This is a genomic window from Marinobacter sp. ATCH36, assembly GCF_023555055.1.
Lineage (GTDB): Bacteria > Pseudomonadota > Gammaproteobacteria > Pseudomonadales > Oleiphilaceae > Marinobacter.
In genome coordinates, this window is record NZ_JAMJPL010000001.1 from 1387636 (window position 1) to 1403050 (window position 15415).

Consider the following 15415-nt stretch of genomic DNA (forward strand, 5'->3'; position numbering starts at 1 on the left):
CGGGAAAAAAATAGTCGCCGGGAAATACACACCCGCATGTCCGGAGTATAGAGGCCGGTTGCGATTATTCCCAGCCCAAACTGGGATATAACCGTCGGTTTTATCGCATTAAATGTCAGAGAATGGAACCACCGAACACAAAGACCAGTTGGCAGATACCGGCCGCAAACCCGAGGAAGGCGCCCACCAGTATCAGTTTGATCTCGTCCTCCTGGAAACAGGGGCGCAGAAGATCCTGGAATTCCTCTGAGGAGAGGGCAATCATTCGTTCAACCATGATGCTTTCCACCGCCCTCGCCCTGTCGGTTTCGAAAACCGGATTGTTGAACGAGGTTTGAGAGATCTCGATGGCTTTCTGCCCGACCTGGTTCTTCAGAGTCGCAAATCCGGTGGGTCCGAAAGCCACCTGAGTCAGGGCCTTACCCATACCGGCAGTTTCATCAACCAGGGGCTTGATATGTTTCTTGACCATGTTGCGTGCGCGGTCGCCCTTCGGGCCTTCGAGGATGGCATTGATGATGTTGCCTACGGTGAGGATTTCATGGGTTACGATGTGGCAGAAAGACTCGGCCACTTCCTGCTGGCGTTTGAGGAACAGGCCCTGTAGCCGGACAGGTCCGACTTTTTTCTCGTGCAGTGGCCGGAAAATCACGTTCAGTGCGATCCAGTTGGTGGCCCAGCCAACCAGCAGGCCAAAGAAGGGCAGTACCCACCAGGCCTGAAAGAAATACCACACGGTCATCTGCACAAGCCCGAACAGGAAGCCGAAGTAGAGGCCGGAATTGATGATAAAGCGGAATTCCACCTCGCCACACTCGATGAATATCCGGTTCAGCAGCTGTTTGTCGTTCGCCAGCCGCTCGATGACCATGCTTTTGATGTCCAGCAGGTCTTCAATGTTGTCGGAGACGTCGCCCACCAGGTTGTCCACCAGTTGTGGTGTGGCTTTACGGACTCTTTCATAGACCATGTTTCTGGCGGAGGCCGGCAGGTTTTCCCAGAAGGTGGGGTACTCTTTCAGCATCAGTTCGTCGACGTATTCTTCGGTGCGGGGTTCAACGGTGTAGATGATGTGTGCGGCGAGTACCTCGGGATCAATCTGTTGGAAGATTTCCTGCACGGTGCCGATTTTGGAGATAGTGGCGTCGACGCTGATGGCGGCCATTTTGCGGGCTTTGGAGGGGATGATGCCTTGCCAGCCCAGCAGTGGCGGTTTGCCGACGAATTCCAGTGGGTAGAAGGTCATCTTGATGGCCAGCCAGTTGGTGGTCCAGCCAATCAGGGCGGCAATAACCGGGATGCTGAGGTATTGCCAGAATTCTATGGTACTTAACAGGCCTGTCATCCGATGTCTCCCCACAGCCACTGGCACAGGGCCATGGCGGCAATCGGGGCGGTTTCTGTGCGCAGTACCCGCGGGCCGAGGGCGACGGGGAGGAAGCCGGCGGTTTCGGCGGCGGTGATTTCGTCTGTACTCAGGCCGCCTTCGGGGCCGATCATCAGCGCGATTCTGGCGGGTTTGGCCAGGGTGTTCAGGGATTGCTCTGTGCGGTGGTGGAGGACCAGGCGCAGGTCGCAATCGCTGGTGAAGTCGAACCAGTTTGCCAGGGTCATCACTGGCAGTATTTCCGGTACCCGGGCGCGGCCGCACTGTTCGGCGGCGCTGACTGCGACGGACTGCCAGTGTCTCAGGCGTTTGTCTTCGCGGTCGCCTTTGAGTTTTACGTCGCAGCGTTCGGTGGTTAGAGGCACGATGCGGGTGACGCCCATTTCTACGGCTTTCTGGATGGCGTAGTCCATCCTGTCACCCTTGGAGAGGGTCTGGCCTAGAAAGATGTCCAGTGGGGATTCGGTGGTGTTTTCCACGGGTGTTCCAACCTCGGCTTCCACCCGTTTTTTACCGGCGTTGGTGATGGTGGCAGGGTAGTCCTTGCCGTCGCCGTTGAACAGCTGTAGTTCCTGGCCATTCTGCATGCGCAGGACACGTCCAACATGCTGTGCTGCGCTGTCATCCAGCTTGGCAATGGCCCCCTCCGTGAGGGGGGAGCTGGTATAGATTCGGGGGATTCGCATAAGGTTCTGTCAGTCCCGTACCGCGATTTCGATGCCTTCGGTGGCTACCTGTGCCAAGTGGCGGATCTGTTCTTCGGTGATCACGTAAGGTGGCATAAAATAGACTACGTTACCCAGTGGGCGCAACAGCGACTGTCGGGTGAGGGCATGCTGGTAAACGCGGATGCCGCGGCGTTCCTGCCAGGGGAACGGCTCTTTCGTGGCTTTGTTTTTCACCATTTCCACCGCCAGTGTCATGCCGTGCTGGCGGATATCGCCGACATTGGGGTGGTCTGCAAGGTGAGCGACAGAGTCTGCCATGCAGGTGCTCAGGCGCTTGTTGTTCTCGATGACATTGTCGTCTCGAAAGATATCCAGGGTTGCCAGGGCGACAGCGCAGCCGATGGGATTGCCGGTGTAGCTGTGGCTGTGCAGGAAAGCCTTCAGGGTTTCGTAGTCGTCGTAGAAAGCGTTGTAGACATTGTCGGTGGTGAGCACTACAGACAGTGGCAGGTAACCGGCGGTCAGGCCCTTGGACAGACACATGAAATCCGGAGTGATACCCGACTGCTCGCAGGCAAACAGGGTGCCGGTGCGGCCGAAGCCGACGGCGATCTCGTCTGCAATCAGGTGCACTCCATAGTGGTCGCAGGCTTCGCGCAGTTTGGTGTGGTAAATGGGGTGATGCATGCGCATGCCGCCGGCGCACTGGATCAGCGGTTCCACCACCACGGCGCAGATTTCGTTGTGTTTTTCCGCCAGCAGCGCTTCCATGGCTTCGAACTGGCGTAGCGCGTATTCCTCGTCAGTCTCACCCGGCTCCTTATTGAAAGCGTCCGGAGAGGGGGCGGTCAGCACTTCCATCAATAACGGCTGGTAGGTGTCCTTGTAGAGAGAGACATCGCCGAGAGCGAGGGCGCCCAGGGTTTCTCCGTGGTAGCTGTTGCTCAGGTTGACGAAGTTTTTCTTGTCCGGCTTGCCGTGGTTTTTCCAGTAATGGAAGCTCATCTTGAGCGCCGCTTCGATGGCTGAAGAACCGTTGTCAGCATAGAAGCATTTGTTGAGGCCCTCAGGGGTTACTTCGATCAGCCGTTCCGAAAGATTAACCACTGGCTCATGGGTAAATCCGGCCAGAATCACATGCTCCAGCTGGCCAATCTGTTCCTCAATGGCGGCGTTGATTCTCGGATTGGCATGACCGAACAGGTTGACCCACCAGGAACTCACCGCATCTATGTAACGGTTGTTCTCGAAATCCTCAAGCCAGACACCTTCACCCCGCTTGATCGGAACCAGAGGCAAAGTGCCTTCGTGGTCTTTCATCTGGGTACAGGGGTGCCACACGGACTTCAGGCCGCGGGCGACGAGGTCAGCATTGCGCATGATAGTTCTCCGTCAGACGCTCAGGTTGTGAATTCTCGGCGGTTAACCTGTGCGAATACTACAGTTAACAGCGCCTGCTGACCACCTGGGATCGCAACTGCTCAGTGCGACAGCACCCGGCTCAGGAACGCCTGTGTACGTTCGTTCTGCGGGTTGTCGAACACATCTGCCGGCTTGCCTTCTTCGACAATCTGGCCTTCGTGGATGTAGATCACGCGGTCGGCCACTTCCCGGGCGAAGCCCATTTCGTGGGTAACGACCATCATGGTCATGCCTTCCTTTGCCAGTTCCCGGATAACATCGAGCACTTCGCCGATCATTTCCGGGTCTAGCGCCGAGGTGGGTTCGTCGAACAGCATCAGCCGGGGTTCCATGGCCAGAGCGCGGGCAATTGCTACCCGTTGCTGTTGGCCGCCGGAGAGATGGCTGGGATACTTGTCTGCCTGGCTGGCAATATCCACCCTGCTTAGTAGTCGCTCGGCCGTGGCGTTGGCAATGGTCTGGGGGGTGTCCTTGACCTTCATGGGGGCCAGCATGATGTTCTTCTTCACTGTGAGGTGGGGGAAGAGATTGAACTGTTGGAAGACCATGCCCACTTCCTTGCGGATTTCCGCCAGGGCCTTCGGATTGCCGCTTTTCGGGGCAAGTTCGTTGCCGTCGACCACCAGCTTACCGGATTCAAATTCTTCCAGGCCGTTGACGCAGCGGATAAGCGTGGACTTCCCGGAACCACTGGCGCCGATGATCACCACCACTTCGCCGGCTTCAACGCTCAGGTCAATTTCCTTGAGGACATGCAAGGTACCGAAGTACTTGTTCATGCCCTGCATTTGCACGATCTGTGTCATGGGTACCTATCCTTCAGACAGAAGCCAGTCCGCGCCGCTCTACGAGGCGGAGCACGAGAGAGAGGGAGAGGGTAATCGCGAGGTACATAAGTGCCACCACGAAGTAGACCTCGAAAGCGGTAAAGGTATTGGCGATATACACCTGGCCCTGGCGAACCAGTTCACCCACACCGATGACCGAGAACAGCGAGGTGTCCTTGATACTCACAATTGCCTGGTTACCCAGGGGCGGAATCATGCGGCGGAAGGCCTGGGGCCAGATGATCGACCAGAAGGTCTGGGATCGTGACAGCCCGAGGGACAAGCCGGCTTCATTCTGGCCTTTGTCGATGGACTGCACGCCGCCCCGGACGACTTCGGAGATATAGGCACCGGAGTTCAGCGCAATGGCTGCGATACCGGCCGTCAACGGGTCAATGGGACCGCCAATAAGGTCGGGCAGGCCGTAGAAAATAAACAGCACCTGCACCAGAATCGGGGTGCCGCGAAAAATTTCGATATACGCCGTTGCGGGCCAGCGAAAGAACCATTTTTTATTGATGCTCAGCAACCCAAAAAAGATGCCGAGTAAAAAGCCGATGGCAAGGCCGCCAAAAGAAATCAGTAGGGTGTAGGGAATACCTTTGAGCAGGAAAGGAATCGAATTAATGGCTGCCTGCCAGTCAAACTGAAACTGGAATTCCACAGTGGGTATCTCCGTTGGGTGGGGAGTTGCCAGCCGGGGCGTTGTGCGCCCCGACTGTGGTTTTCAGTTTTACTTGTCTTCCGGCATCGGGCCGAACCACTTCTCGTAGATTTCCTTGTAAGTGCCGTCTTCCTTGATGGATGCCAGCGCTTCGTTGACATCGTCCACCCATTCACTGCCTTTCTTCAGGGCGATGCCGTATTGCTGGCCTTCGTACAGCTCGCCAACGGTTTTCACTTTACCTTCACCCTTGGTGCTGGCGAAGTAGCCGACGTTGGGTGCGTCATAGAAAACAGCATCAACAGCACCTGACATAAGCGACATGTACATGTCGGAGCTGCCCGGATAAGGAGTTACACCATCGTTTTCATCCAGGGTTTTGGTCAGGAAGTCGTAACTGGTGCTGCCGATTTTGGTGCCGATTTTCTTACCTTCCAGGTCGGAAATCTCTTGCACCTCATCGTTATCCTGACGCACCAGGATCCTCAGACCGGAATCGTAATACGGGTCAGAGAAATCAACGATTTCCTGGCGCTCTTCGGTAATGGTGATACCGGCGATGGCGATATCCACGTTGCCGGTCTGCAGAGCGGGAATGATGCCGTTGAAGTCCATGGTGTTCAGATCAATCTCAAAGCCGGCACGGTCTGCCACTTCACGAATGATCTCCATGTCGAAACCGATCATCTCACCGGTTTCCTGGTCCATCATTTCGAAAGGCACGAAGCTGGGGTCAGTAACAACGCGCAGGGTCTCTGCGCTGGCGGTTCCTGCTGCAACGGTGAATGCCAGGGTTGCGCCAACCGTCTTAAGCCATTTGGTGCTCATACAATCTCCTGTTTCTACTTTTGTTGCCCTTGCACCTGGTGGAGTGCTCCGAAAATGCGGGCTGATCAAGCCAGTTCTTTTCGAGGGCAGTTAATGGAACTGCAACGTTTATACTCTAGACCATTAACCGGAGAAATGCAGGAAATCAAATGCTTGGGGGGAAGGAACTTGTCGGATTACGGCCGTTAGCTGACGGAATTGCATGATGAAGAGCGAAGGTTGGATTAGGCGAAGCCGTAATCCAACACAACGAGGCCCATCAAAAAGCAATCTTCTCCCGCTCACCAATACCGAGGTTTTTCCAGATACTGACACTCGGCTCAGCCTGGTTCAGGGTATAGAAGTGCAACCCTGGCGCTCCGGCGGCAAGCAGCTTTTCGCACATGCGGGTAACCACTTCCTCACCAAACTGGCGAATGCTATCGCTGTCGTCGCCGTAAGCTTCCAGCTGCTTGCGGATCCAGCGGGGGATCTCCGCGCCGCACATATCCGAGAAGCGGGTCAGGTTGGAGAAGTTGACGATGGGCATGATGCCCGGCACCACCGGAATGGTGACGCCCATCTTTTCCAGCCGGTCAATGAAGTAGAAGTAGCTGTCTGCGTTAAAGAAATACTGAGTAATAGCGCTGTTGGCGCCGGCTTCGACCTTGCGGGCGAAGTTCTTCAGGTCATCTTCCGCAGTACGCGCCTGGGGATGGAACTCGGGATAAGCTGCCACTTCGATATTGAAGGCATCGCCGCTGTGCTCGCGGATGAAATTCACCAGCTCGTTCGCGTAGCGCAGTTCACCGGCCGCGCCCATACCGGAGGGCATGTCGCCCCGCAGGGCGACGATGCGGTTGATACCGTTCTCACGGTAGACATTCAGCAGTTCAGCAATGCTGTCGCGACTGGCGCCCACGCAGGACAGGTGCGGTGCCGTGGAAATGCCCCGCTTGTGCAAGTCCAGCACTGTTTGCACGGTGCGGTCCCGGGTGGAGCCGCCGGCACCGAAGGTGACCGAGAAAAAATCCGGATCAACCTCGGCCAGCGTGTTGCGAACGCCCTGCAGCTTTTCCCATCCGGCATCGGTCTTGGGCGGGAAAAACTCAAAACTGAAGCGGCGCTTGAACTGTTTCTGGGTTTCCATGCTGTTACCTGATCAGTACTTGTAGGTTTCCGGCTTGTACGGGCCTTCGACCGGTACACCAATGTATTGCGCCTGTTCAGGGGTCATTTTGGTGATCACGCCACCAAAACCTTCCACCATGGCGCGGGCGACTTCCTCGTCCAGCTCTTTCGGCAGAACCTGAACGTAGACACCCTTGGCGCGTGCATCATCCGGAAGATCCGCGAACTTGCGCTCAAACAGGTACATTTGCGCCAGCACCTGGTTCGCAAACGAGCCATCCATGATCCGTGACGGGTGACCAGTGGCATTACCCAGGTTCACCAGGCGGCCTTCGGACAGCAGAATCAGGTGGTCATTGGTCGCTTTGTCGCGATACACCACGTGCACCTGCGGCTTGACCTCGTCCCATTCCCAGTTTTTGCGCATGAAGGCGGTATCGATCTCGTTGTCGAAGTGGCCGATATTGCACACAACCGCGCCGCTCTTCAGGGCCTTCAGCATGTTGGAGTCACAGACGTTCATGTTGCCGGTCGTGGTGACCAACAGGTCGGTGTTCTGCAGCAGCGCCTTGTCCACGCCGGACTCGGTGCCGGTGTTCACGCCGTCGAGGTACGGAGACACCACTTCAAAACCGTCCATGCAGGCCTGCATGGCACAGATGGGATCAGCCTCGGTGATTTTTACAATCATGCCTTCCTGGCGCAGGGAGGCAGCGGAGCCCTTGCCTACGTCGCCATAGCCGATAACCAGCGCCTTTTTGCCGGCCATCAGGTGGTCAGTAGCACGCTTGATGGCATCGTTCAGGCTGTGGCGACAGCCGTATTTGTTGTCGTTCTTGGACTTGGTGACCGCGTCGTTGACGTTGATGGCCGGAACCTTCAGCGTTCCGTCCCGCATCATTTCCTGCAGGCGGTGAACACCGGTGGTGGTTTCCTCGGTTACGCCGTGGCAGTTGGCAAGTATTTCAGGAAACTTCTCATGCAACAGCGCCGTCAGGTCGCCGCCGTCATCCAGAATCATGTTCGGTTCCCAGCCGTCGACGTCGGCACCGACAGTGCGCTCGAGGCACCAGTCGTATTCTTCGTCGGTTTCACCTTTCCACGCGAACACGGGAATACCCTGCGCGGCGATAGCGGCCGCAGCCTGATCCTGGGTTGAGAAGATGTTGCACGACGACCAGCGTACGTTGGCGCCGAGTTCGATCAGTGTTTCGATCAGCACGGCGGTCTGAATCGTCATGTGGATACAGCCCATGACATTGGCGCCCTTCAGCGGCTGCTCGGCTTTGTACTTTTCACGGAGCTTGATCAGCGCGGGCATTTCGCCTTCAGCAATGCTGATTTCCTTGCGGCCCCAGTCAGCGAGTGAGATATCACGGACTTTGTAGTCTTCGAAGTTGTTCAGCTTTTCTGCTGGAGTGCTCATATAGTGTTCTCCCGTTTTTGAACTGTTGGCCTGGGAGTTATCTTCCCGTGCCTCTGAATTCTGGTGTATCGGTGATGGGAGACCCCCACCACCTCGTTCGAATCTTTGACGCATGCCGTCAGGAATACGCAACAAACTCATAAATGGGTCCCGAAACTCCGGGTCCTTCAGCGCCGCCACCCCCAAAGTGGCGGGCTAACCCAGGCCAGGCCCAAAATCAAACGCCAGCGGCATCCTTCAAAAGGTCTGCCCGGTCGGTCTTTTCCCATGGGAACGAGGTAAAGGTTTTCCCGCCAACCGTCATCTCAGCCGGCTCGCGGCCGAAGTGGCCGTAGGCTGCTGTGGCCCGGTACATCGGGTGCAGTAGGTCCAGCATGTTGGTGATGGCATACGGGCGCAGGTCGAAATGCTCGCGGACCAGCTGGATGATCTTGTCGTCGCTGATCTTGCCGGTGCCGAAGGTGTTCAGGGAAATCGACGTTGGCTGTGCCACGCCGATGGCGTAGGACACCTGGATCTCGCACTTTTCGGCCAGGCCGGCTGCAACGATGTTCTTGGCGACGTAACGGCCCGCATAAGCAGCCGAACGGTCAACCTTGGACGGGTCCTTGCCGGAGAAGGCGCCGCCGCCGTGGCGGGCCATGCCGCCGTAGGTGTCAACGATGATCTTGCGGCCGGTCAGGCCACAGTCGCCAACCGGGCCGCCGATGACGAACTTGCCGGTCGGGTTGATATGGAACTGGGTGTCTTTATGAAGCAGTTCTGCCGGCAGGGCATTTTTGACGATCAGTTCCATGACGGCTTCTTTCAGGTCAGCCTGGGAAACGTCAGGGTCGTGCTGGGTCGACAGCACTACCGCGTCGATGCCGGAAACCTTGCCGTTTTCATAGCGGCAGGTGACCTGGCTTTTTGCATCCGGGCGTAGCCACGGCAGCAGGCCACTCTTGCGGGCTTCGGCCTGGCGCTGCACCAGGCGGTGCGAGAAGGTGATCGGCGCCGGCATCAGCACGTCGGTTTCGTTGCTGGCGTAGCCGAACATCAGGCCCTGGTCTCCGGCGCCCTGGTCTTCGGGTTTTTTACGGTCAACGCCCTGGGCGATGTCCACGGACTGTTTGCCGATGATGTTAATGATGCCGCAGGTGGCGCCATCGTAGCCTACGTCTGAAGAGGTGTAGCCAATGTCTTTGATGACGTCCCTGACCAGGTCTTCCAGGTCAACCCAGGAACTGGTGGTGATTTCTCCGCCGATGATGGCAACGCCGGTTTTTACCATGGTTTCACAGGCAACCCGTGCATGGGGGTCGTCCACGAGGATGGCGTCGAGTACGGCATCAGAAATCTGGTCTGCCAGTTTGTCAGGGTGGCCTTCAGAGACCGATTCGGAGGTAAAGACGCTGTAATCAGACATAGGGTTGCTCCTCTGTGAGCGTTGCAAATTCGTGCCGACGGCGTATCGCAGGTTCCGGCCGGCTGTGTTGATGTCGGTATCGTAAATCAGTTTTCAGAGTCTGCATAATTCTATATCAAAAAAAATTGATACAGTTTTTATTTCTGCCATCAGGCAGGCTCCGGGCTTTTCCAGAATTCTCTTACCTGCACCTGAAATCCGTTGCGCAGGCCAATAAACAAAGACTCACCGGTTGTCAGGCCGGCTTCGGTTGCCCAGCTGGTGAGTTCTTCCGGTTCAAAACCAAGCCACAGGTCGCCGCAGTTTTCCTTGGCCCAGTCCTGATCGTGGCTGCACAGGTCGCTGATCACCAGGCAACCGCCGGTTTTCATCAGGGCGGCGGCGTCGAGGAAGATGTCTGCAGGGCTGGGCACGTGATGCAGGACCATGTTGGCCACCACCAGGTCGAAATCGTCGCCCCGGGCCAGCAGGTTGTCAGTCACGCCTTCAATCAGGTCGACGTTGTTCAGTCTTTCGTCGATACAGGTGCGAGTGGCTTTGGCCAACATGTCACGAGAGTTATCCAGCGCCACCACGTGCTCACAGATTTTCGACAGCACTGGCAGGAATGCGCCTTCGCCGGGCCCGATTTCCAGGGCGGTTTTCCAGTCATGACGAACAGAGCGGTTGCGGATCAGGCTTGCCACAGGCTCGGCGTATAACTCGAACGCGGCGATCAGTTCCTGTTGTTCGCGGAACTTTTCCGCGTAGCGGGCAAAGAAGGCCTGGGACTGGTCGGCGCGCTGGTTGCGGATGGCCTCAATCTTGCCCTGCAGATGTTCCGGCAGGGGAATGCGGTCGACGGTTTCGAAGACCTGGCGGATGGTCTGGTCGGTGAGCTTGTCGCTTTCCAGGTTCAGGGGGCGGCGATAGAAAATGGCGTTACCCTCACGCTGGGGTTCCAGCAGCCCGGCCTTGTGCATCACTTTCAGGTGGTGGCTCATACCCGACTGGCGCATATCGAATAGCTGGCTCAGTTCCAGTACGCCAAAAGTATCCCGACGCAACACACGCAGAATCTCCAGGCGCAACGGATCGCCGCTCGCCTTGTAGATCGGGGCCAGAGCGTCCACGGAGGACAGATTGTTTGCGTGCGTGGTCATTGATGTCATGGCAATAAAGTGTAGGGATGTCTGGCGAGGCAATCAATATCTATATCAAAAAAAATTGATATAGATTTAGATCTGTTTGATAAATCAGCTAAAATTCTCGCTGCAAAAACTCCCCCTCGAAAAGAAGCCAGAAAAGAATGATGACGATTTGCCCCGGTGGTCACTAATCGGCGAAAATACGCGCCTTCTTTTTATCAGTTCACCTTTTAGCCGACCAAAACTGGAGAAACGTCAATGCCATCTCGCACAGATCTCGCCAACGCCATTCGCGCGCTGAGCATGGATGCGGTTCAGAAAGCCAAATCCGGCCACCCGGGCGCGCCCATGGGTATGGCGGACATCGCCGAGGTACTCTGGAATGATTTCCTCAGCCATAACCCGGCCAACCCCAAGTGGGCCAACCGTGACCGTTTTGTGCTGTCCAATGGCCACGGCTCGATGCTGCAGTACTCCCTGCTGCACCTGAGTGGCTATGACGTTTCCATCGATGACATCAAGAACTTCCGTCAACTGCACTCCAAAACCCCGGGGCACCCGGAATACGGCTATACACCCGGTATCGAAACCACCACCGGTCCGCTGGGGCAGGGTATTGCCAATGCCGTAGGTTTTGCGCTGGCAGAGAAAGCTCTTGGCGAACAGTTCAACCGTCCCGGCCACAACATTGTTGATCACTACACCTACGCATTCCTGGGCGATGGCTGCCTGATGGAGGGCATCTCCCATGAAGTGTCTTCCCTGGCCGGCACTCTGGGCCTGGGCAAGCTGATCATGTTCTATGACGACAACGGCATCTCCATCGACGGCGAAGTCGAAGGCTGGTTCACCGACGACACACCCCGGCGCTTCGAGTCCTACGGCTGGCAGGTCATTCCCGCCGTCGATGGCCATGATCCGGAAGCGGTCCGCGCAGCGATCGAGGCGGCCCGGGCCAACACCACCCAGCCCACAATGATCTGCTGCAAGACCATCATCGGTTTCGGTTCTCCGAACAAGCAGGGCACCGAAGCCTGCCACGGCGCCGCCCTGGGCGAGGATGAAGTGGCGTTGACCCGCGAGAAGCTGGGTTGGGCCCATGCCCCGTTCGAAGTTCCCTCGGAAATTTACGGCGCCTGGGATGCCCGCGAAAAGGGTGCAGCCGCGCAAGCGGAGTGGGAGCAGGCTTTTGCCGCTTATGAGAAGGCAGAGCCGGAACTGGCCGCCGAGTTCAAGCGCCGTATGGCTGGTGAACTGCCGGCTGACTTCTCGGAAAAAGCCCAGGCCTATATCCAGGAGTGCCAGGACAAGGGCGAGACCGTCGCCAGCCGCAAGGCTTCCCAGAACACCCTGAATGCCTACGGCCCGCTGCTGCCGGAACTGCTGGGCGGCTCCGCCGATCTGGCAGGCTCCAACCTCACCATCTGGAACGGCAGCAAGCCGGTCACCAAAGAAGATGCCAGTGGTAACTACATCTACTACGGGGTTCGTGAATTCGGCATGGCGGCCATCATGAACGGCGTGGCCCTGCACGGCGGCTTTGTGCCCTACGGCGCTACCTTCCTGATCTTCATGGAATATTGCCGCAACGCAGTGCGCATGGCGGCACTGATGAAACAGCGCTCCATCTATGTGTTCACCCACGATTCCATCGGCCTGGGTGAAGACGGCCCCACGCACCAGCCTATCGAGCAACTGGCCAGCCTTCGCACCACGCCCAACATGAGCACCTGGCGCCCGGCCGACACGGTGGAGTCCGCCGTCGCCTGGAAAGCGGCACTTGAGCGTACCGACGGCCCGACAGCCCTTGTGTTCTCCCGTCAGGGGCTGCCACATCAGGATCGTGACGCGACCCAGCTACAGAACGTGGCTAAAGGCGGTTACATTCTGTCTGACAGCGAAGGCACACCAGACCTGATCCTGATCGCCACCGGTGGCGAACTCGGGCTGGCTCAGGACGCTGCTGCAGCGCTTCGTGACAAAGGCTCCAGGGTTCGCGTGGTATCCATGCCCTCCACCGACACCTTCGACGCCCAGAGCGCTGCCTACAAGCAGGAGGTGCTGCCGCTGGAAGTCACCAACCGCGTAGCTGTCGAAGCAGCCATCGAAGACTACTGGTACAAGTACGTGGGCCTCGATGGCCGCGTGGTAGGCATGAGCACCTTCGGTGAATCCGCACCTGCCGGTGACCTGTTCAAGGAGTTCGGCTTCACCGTGGACAACATCATTGCGGTGGCCTCGGAGTTGCTGGAAGCCTGATGAGCAACGCTGCACCGTGTCGCATCGCCATCAATGGATACGGCCGTATCGGTCAGTGCGTTCTGCGCGCACTATACGAGAACGGTTTTCGCGATCACCTGCAGGTGGTCGCGATCAATGAGTTGGCGGATATAGATACCATTGCCCACCTGACCCGGTACGACTCCACCCATGGTCGTTTCCAGGGGGAGATTGAGGTAGCGGGCGATGCCCTGATCGTGAACGGAGACCGCATCCGCGTGGTCCGCAACGCAGATGCGTCAGAGCTGCCCTGGGGTGAGCTGGGTGTTGATCTGGTGCTGGAATGTTCGGGTGCTTTTACCGATCGTGCCACTGCGGAGCTGCATCTGAAGTCTGGCGCTCAGCGCCTGCTCTTCTCACAACCGGCGGAACCTGATGTCGACCGCACCGTGGTTTATGGTGTGAATCAGGATCAACTGACCGGGGCTGATCGCATCGTGGCTGCGGCCTCCTGTACCACAAACTGCCTGGTACCGGTCATCCAGGTACTGGATGATGCTCTGGGCGTGGAGCAGGGCAGCACCACCACTATTCACGCTGCCATGAACGACCAGCCTGTCATCGACGCCTACCACCACCAGGATCTTCGCCGCACCCGCAGCGCCCTGCACAACATCGTTCCCGTGGACACTGGCCTGGCCAAAGGCATCGAACGCCTGCTTCCGCACATGGAAGGAAGGTTCAGTTCCGTGGCTATGCGCGTGCCCACCATGAACGTGTCGGCGATCGACATGGTGGTGAACGTCCGGAAAAAGACGTCGGTGGAAGCGGTCAATAATCTGTTGAAAGAAGCCGCCCATGGCCCGCTGAAACATATTCTGGGCTATACCGACGAGCTTTTGGCCAGCTCCGACTTCAACCATGACGCCCATTCCGGAATCGTGGACGGAGGCCAGACTCGTGTAACCGGCGGCACCATGGTGAAGGTGCTGTGCTGGTTTGATAACGAGTGGGGGTTCGCCAACCGGATGCTGGATGTCAGCCATTGCTGGTTGAAGACAGTCAAAACCTGACTGTCGGTTCTCGCTATGCTCGAACCGACCTACGGTAGGTCGGATAGAACGAAGTGAAATCCGACAACCAAACTTAGGGATGAACATTATGGCTATCAAACGAATGACCGACCTAAACCTCGCAGGCAAGCGAGTACTGATCCGTGAAGACCTGAACGTACCGGTAAAAAACGGCGCAGTCTCCAGCGACGCCCGAATCCGCGCCTCGCTGCCCACCATCAAGGCCGCCAAAGACGCCGGTGCCAAAGTCATGCTGATGTCCCACCTGGGCCGCCCGGAAGAAGGCGTTTATGATGAAGCCTCCTCCATGAAGCCGGTCGCCGACCATCTCAGCAAGGTACTGGGCCAGGAAGTACGCCTGATTACCGACTATCTCGACGGCGTGGAAGTAGCCGATGGCGAAGTGGTGCTGTTTGAAAACGTCCGCTTCAATAAAGGCGAAAAGAAAGACGACGAAGCCCTCGCTAAAAAGTACGCCGCCCTGTGCGATGTTTACGTAATGGACGCTTTCGGCACCGCCCACCGCGCCCAGGCCTCTACTCACGGCGTTGCCCGCTTTGCCCCCGAAGCCTGCGCCGGCCCGCTACTGGCCGCGGAGCTGGAAGCACTCGGCAAGGCCCTGGATCACCCCGCCAAGCCGGTGGTTGCGATTGTCGGCGGCTCCAAAGTATCCACCAAGCTGGACGTACTCAACGCCCTGGAACAAGTCTGCGACTCCATCATCGTCGGTGGCGGCATCGCCAACACCTTCCTGGCGGCCGCTGGCCACCCGGTGGGGAAATCCCTTTGCGAACATGACCTGATTGACACCGCCCGTGAAATCGCCTCCCGCGTCGAAATCCCGCTGCCGGTGGATGTGGTGGTTGCCAGTGAATTCGCGGAAACGGCAGAAGCGACGGTCAAGAAGATCGACGAAGTTACCGAAGACGACATGATCCTCGACGTCGGCCCGGAAACCGCCTCCAAATTCGCCGGCCTGCTGAAGTCCTCCAAAACCATCCTGTGGAACGGCCCGGTGGGTGTATTCGAATACGACCAGTTCGGCAACGGCACCAAGGCCCTGGCGCAAGCCATCGCCGAGAGCGATGCCTTCTCTCTGGCCGGTGGAGGTGATACCGTCGCCGCCGTTGACAAGTATGGTGTGAGCGACAAAATCTCGTACATCTCAACCGGTGGTGGTGCTTTCCTGGAATTCGTGGAAGGCAAAACTCTTCCGGCAGTTGCTGTATTGGAAGAACGCGGCGAATAGCACAGT

13 protein-coding genes are annotated in these 15415 nt (G+C 57.5%); 3 read left to right on the plus strand and 10 right to left on the minus strand.

Features of this window, described 5'->3' with window-relative positions:
- Window positions 1-115: 115 nt before the first annotated feature.
- The 10 genes from M8010_RS06240 to M8010_RS06285 all read right to left on the minus strand — a co-directional run bounded on the left by M8010_RS06240 (window position 116) and on the right by M8010_RS06285 (window position 10891).
- Window positions 116-1345 (minus strand): DUF445 domain-containing protein, encoded by a 1230-nt coding sequence (locus M8010_RS06240; RefSeq protein ID WP_250089695.1) that lies wholly within the window; start codon window positions 1343-1345, stop codon window positions 116-118.
- Complete coding sequence (locus tag M8010_RS06245) at window positions 1342-2073, minus strand: 16S rRNA (uracil(1498)-N(3))-methyltransferase (protein ID WP_250089697.1); 732 nt, start codon at window positions 2071-2073, stop codon at window positions 1342-1344. Before M8010_RS06245 ends, M8010_RS06240 begins: the two co-directional genes overlap by 4 nt.
- A 9-nt stretch (window positions 2074-2082) precedes the next feature.
- The gene (locus M8010_RS06250) at window positions 2083-3435 is read right to left on the minus strand and encodes an adenosylmethionine--8-amino-7-oxononanoate transaminase (RefSeq protein WP_250089698.1); all 1353 of its coding nucleotides are present in this window, start codon (window positions 3433-3435) and stop codon (window positions 2083-2085) included.
- A gap of 101 nt (window positions 3436-3536) precedes the next feature.
- The gene (locus M8010_RS06255; RefSeq protein WP_250089701.1) at window positions 3537-4283 is read right to left on the minus strand and encodes an amino acid ABC transporter ATP-binding protein; all 747 of its coding nucleotides are present in this window, start codon (window positions 4281-4283) and stop codon (window positions 3537-3539) included.
- A 13-nt stretch (window positions 4284-4296) separates the two neighbouring features.
- Window positions 4297-4968, minus strand: a complete 672-nt coding sequence (locus tag M8010_RS06260; RefSeq protein ID WP_250089702.1) for an amino acid ABC transporter permease — start codon at window positions 4966-4968, stop codon at window positions 4297-4299.
- Window positions 4969-5037: 69 nt separating this feature from the next.
- Complete coding sequence (locus tag M8010_RS06265) at window positions 5038-5796, minus strand: transporter substrate-binding domain-containing protein (RefSeq protein WP_250089703.1); 759 nt, start codon at window positions 5794-5796, stop codon at window positions 5038-5040.
- 259 nt (window positions 5797-6055) lie between these two features.
- On the minus strand, window positions 6056-6925 hold the full coding sequence (gene metF, locus M8010_RS06270) for a methylenetetrahydrofolate reductase [NAD(P)H] (protein WP_250089704.1): 870 nt from the start codon (window positions 6923-6925) through the stop codon (window positions 6056-6058).
- 12 nt (window positions 6926-6937) lie between these two features.
- Window positions 6938-8332: an adenosylhomocysteinase gene (ahcY, locus tag M8010_RS06275; RefSeq protein WP_250089705.1), complete on the minus strand. Its 1395-nt coding sequence runs from the start codon at window positions 8330-8332 to the stop codon at window positions 6938-6940.
- A gap of 217 nt (window positions 8333-8549) precedes the next feature.
- A complete protein-coding gene (metK, locus tag M8010_RS06280) occupies window positions 8550-9740 on the minus strand; it encodes a methionine adenosyltransferase (RefSeq protein WP_250089706.1) in 1191 nt (396 codons plus the stop codon).
- 149 nt (window positions 9741-9889) lie between these two features.
- Window positions 9890-10891 (minus strand): ArsR/SmtB family transcription factor, encoded by a 1002-nt coding sequence (locus M8010_RS06285; RefSeq protein WP_250089707.1) that lies wholly within the window; start codon window positions 10889-10891, stop codon window positions 9890-9892.
- A gap of 234 nt (window positions 10892-11125) precedes the next feature.
- Here M8010_RS06285 and tkt point away from each other — a divergent pair, with 234 nt between their 5' ends.
- The 3 genes from tkt to M8010_RS06300 all read left to right on the plus strand — a co-directional run bounded on the left by tkt (window position 11126) and on the right by M8010_RS06300 (window position 15409).
- A complete protein-coding gene (tkt, locus tag M8010_RS06290; protein ID WP_250089709.1) occupies window positions 11126-13126 on the plus strand; it encodes a transketolase in 2001 nt (666 codons plus the stop codon).
- Window positions 13126-14160 (plus strand): type I glyceraldehyde-3-phosphate dehydrogenase, encoded by a 1035-nt coding sequence (gene gap, locus M8010_RS06295; protein ID WP_250089710.1) that lies wholly within the window; start codon window positions 13126-13128, stop codon window positions 14158-14160. The genes tkt and gap overlap by 1 nt, the downstream gene beginning before the upstream one ends.
- A gap of 88 nt (window positions 14161-14248) precedes the next feature.
- The gene (locus M8010_RS06300; protein ID WP_250089712.1) at window positions 14249-15409 is read left to right on the plus strand and encodes a phosphoglycerate kinase; all 1161 of its coding nucleotides are present in this window, start codon (window positions 14249-14251) and stop codon (window positions 15407-15409) included.
- The last annotated feature ends 6 nt before the right edge of the window (window positions 15410-15415 follow it).

Coding starts and splice junctions, on each gene's coding strand:
- M8010_RS06240 (WP_250089695.1), bottom strand. CDS start 1,345: ATGACAGGCCTGTTAAGTACCATAGAATTCTGGCAATACCTCAGCATC.
- M8010_RS06245 (WP_250089697.1), bottom strand. CDS start 2,073: ATGCGAATCCCCCGAATCTATACCAGCTCCCCCCTCACGGAGGGGGCC.
- M8010_RS06250 (WP_250089698.1), bottom strand. CDS start 3,435: ATGCGCAATGCTGACCTCGTCGCCCGCGGCCTGAAGTCCGTGTGGCAC.
- M8010_RS06255 (WP_250089701.1), bottom strand. CDS start 4,283: ATGACACAGATCGTGCAAATGCAGGGCATGAACAAGTACTTCGGTACC.
- M8010_RS06265 (WP_250089703.1), bottom strand. CDS start 5,796: ATGAGCACCAAATGGCTTAAGACGGTTGGCGCAACCCTGGCATTCACC.
- metF (WP_250089704.1), bottom strand. CDS start 6,925: ATGGAAACCCAGAAACAGTTCAAGCGCCGCTTCAGTTTTGAGTTTTTC.
- ahcY (WP_250089705.1), bottom strand. CDS start 8,332: ATGAGCACTCCAGCAGAAAAGCTGAACAACTTCGAAGACTACAAAGTC.
- metK (WP_250089706.1), bottom strand. CDS start 9,740: ATGTCTGATTACAGCGTCTTTACCTCCGAATCGGTCTCTGAAGGCCAC.
- M8010_RS06285 (WP_250089707.1), bottom strand. CDS start 10,891: ATGACATCAATGACCACGCACGCAAACAATCTGTCCTCCGTGGACGCT.
- tkt (WP_250089709.1), top strand. CDS start 11,126: ATGCCATCTCGCACAGATCTCGCCAACGCCATTCGCGCGCTGAGCATG.
- gap (WP_250089710.1), top strand. CDS start 13,126: ATGAGCAACGCTGCACCGTGTCGCATCGCCATCAATGGATACGGCCGT.
- M8010_RS06300 (WP_250089712.1), top strand. CDS start 14,249: ATGGCTATCAAACGAATGACCGACCTAAACCTCGCAGGCAAGCGAGTA.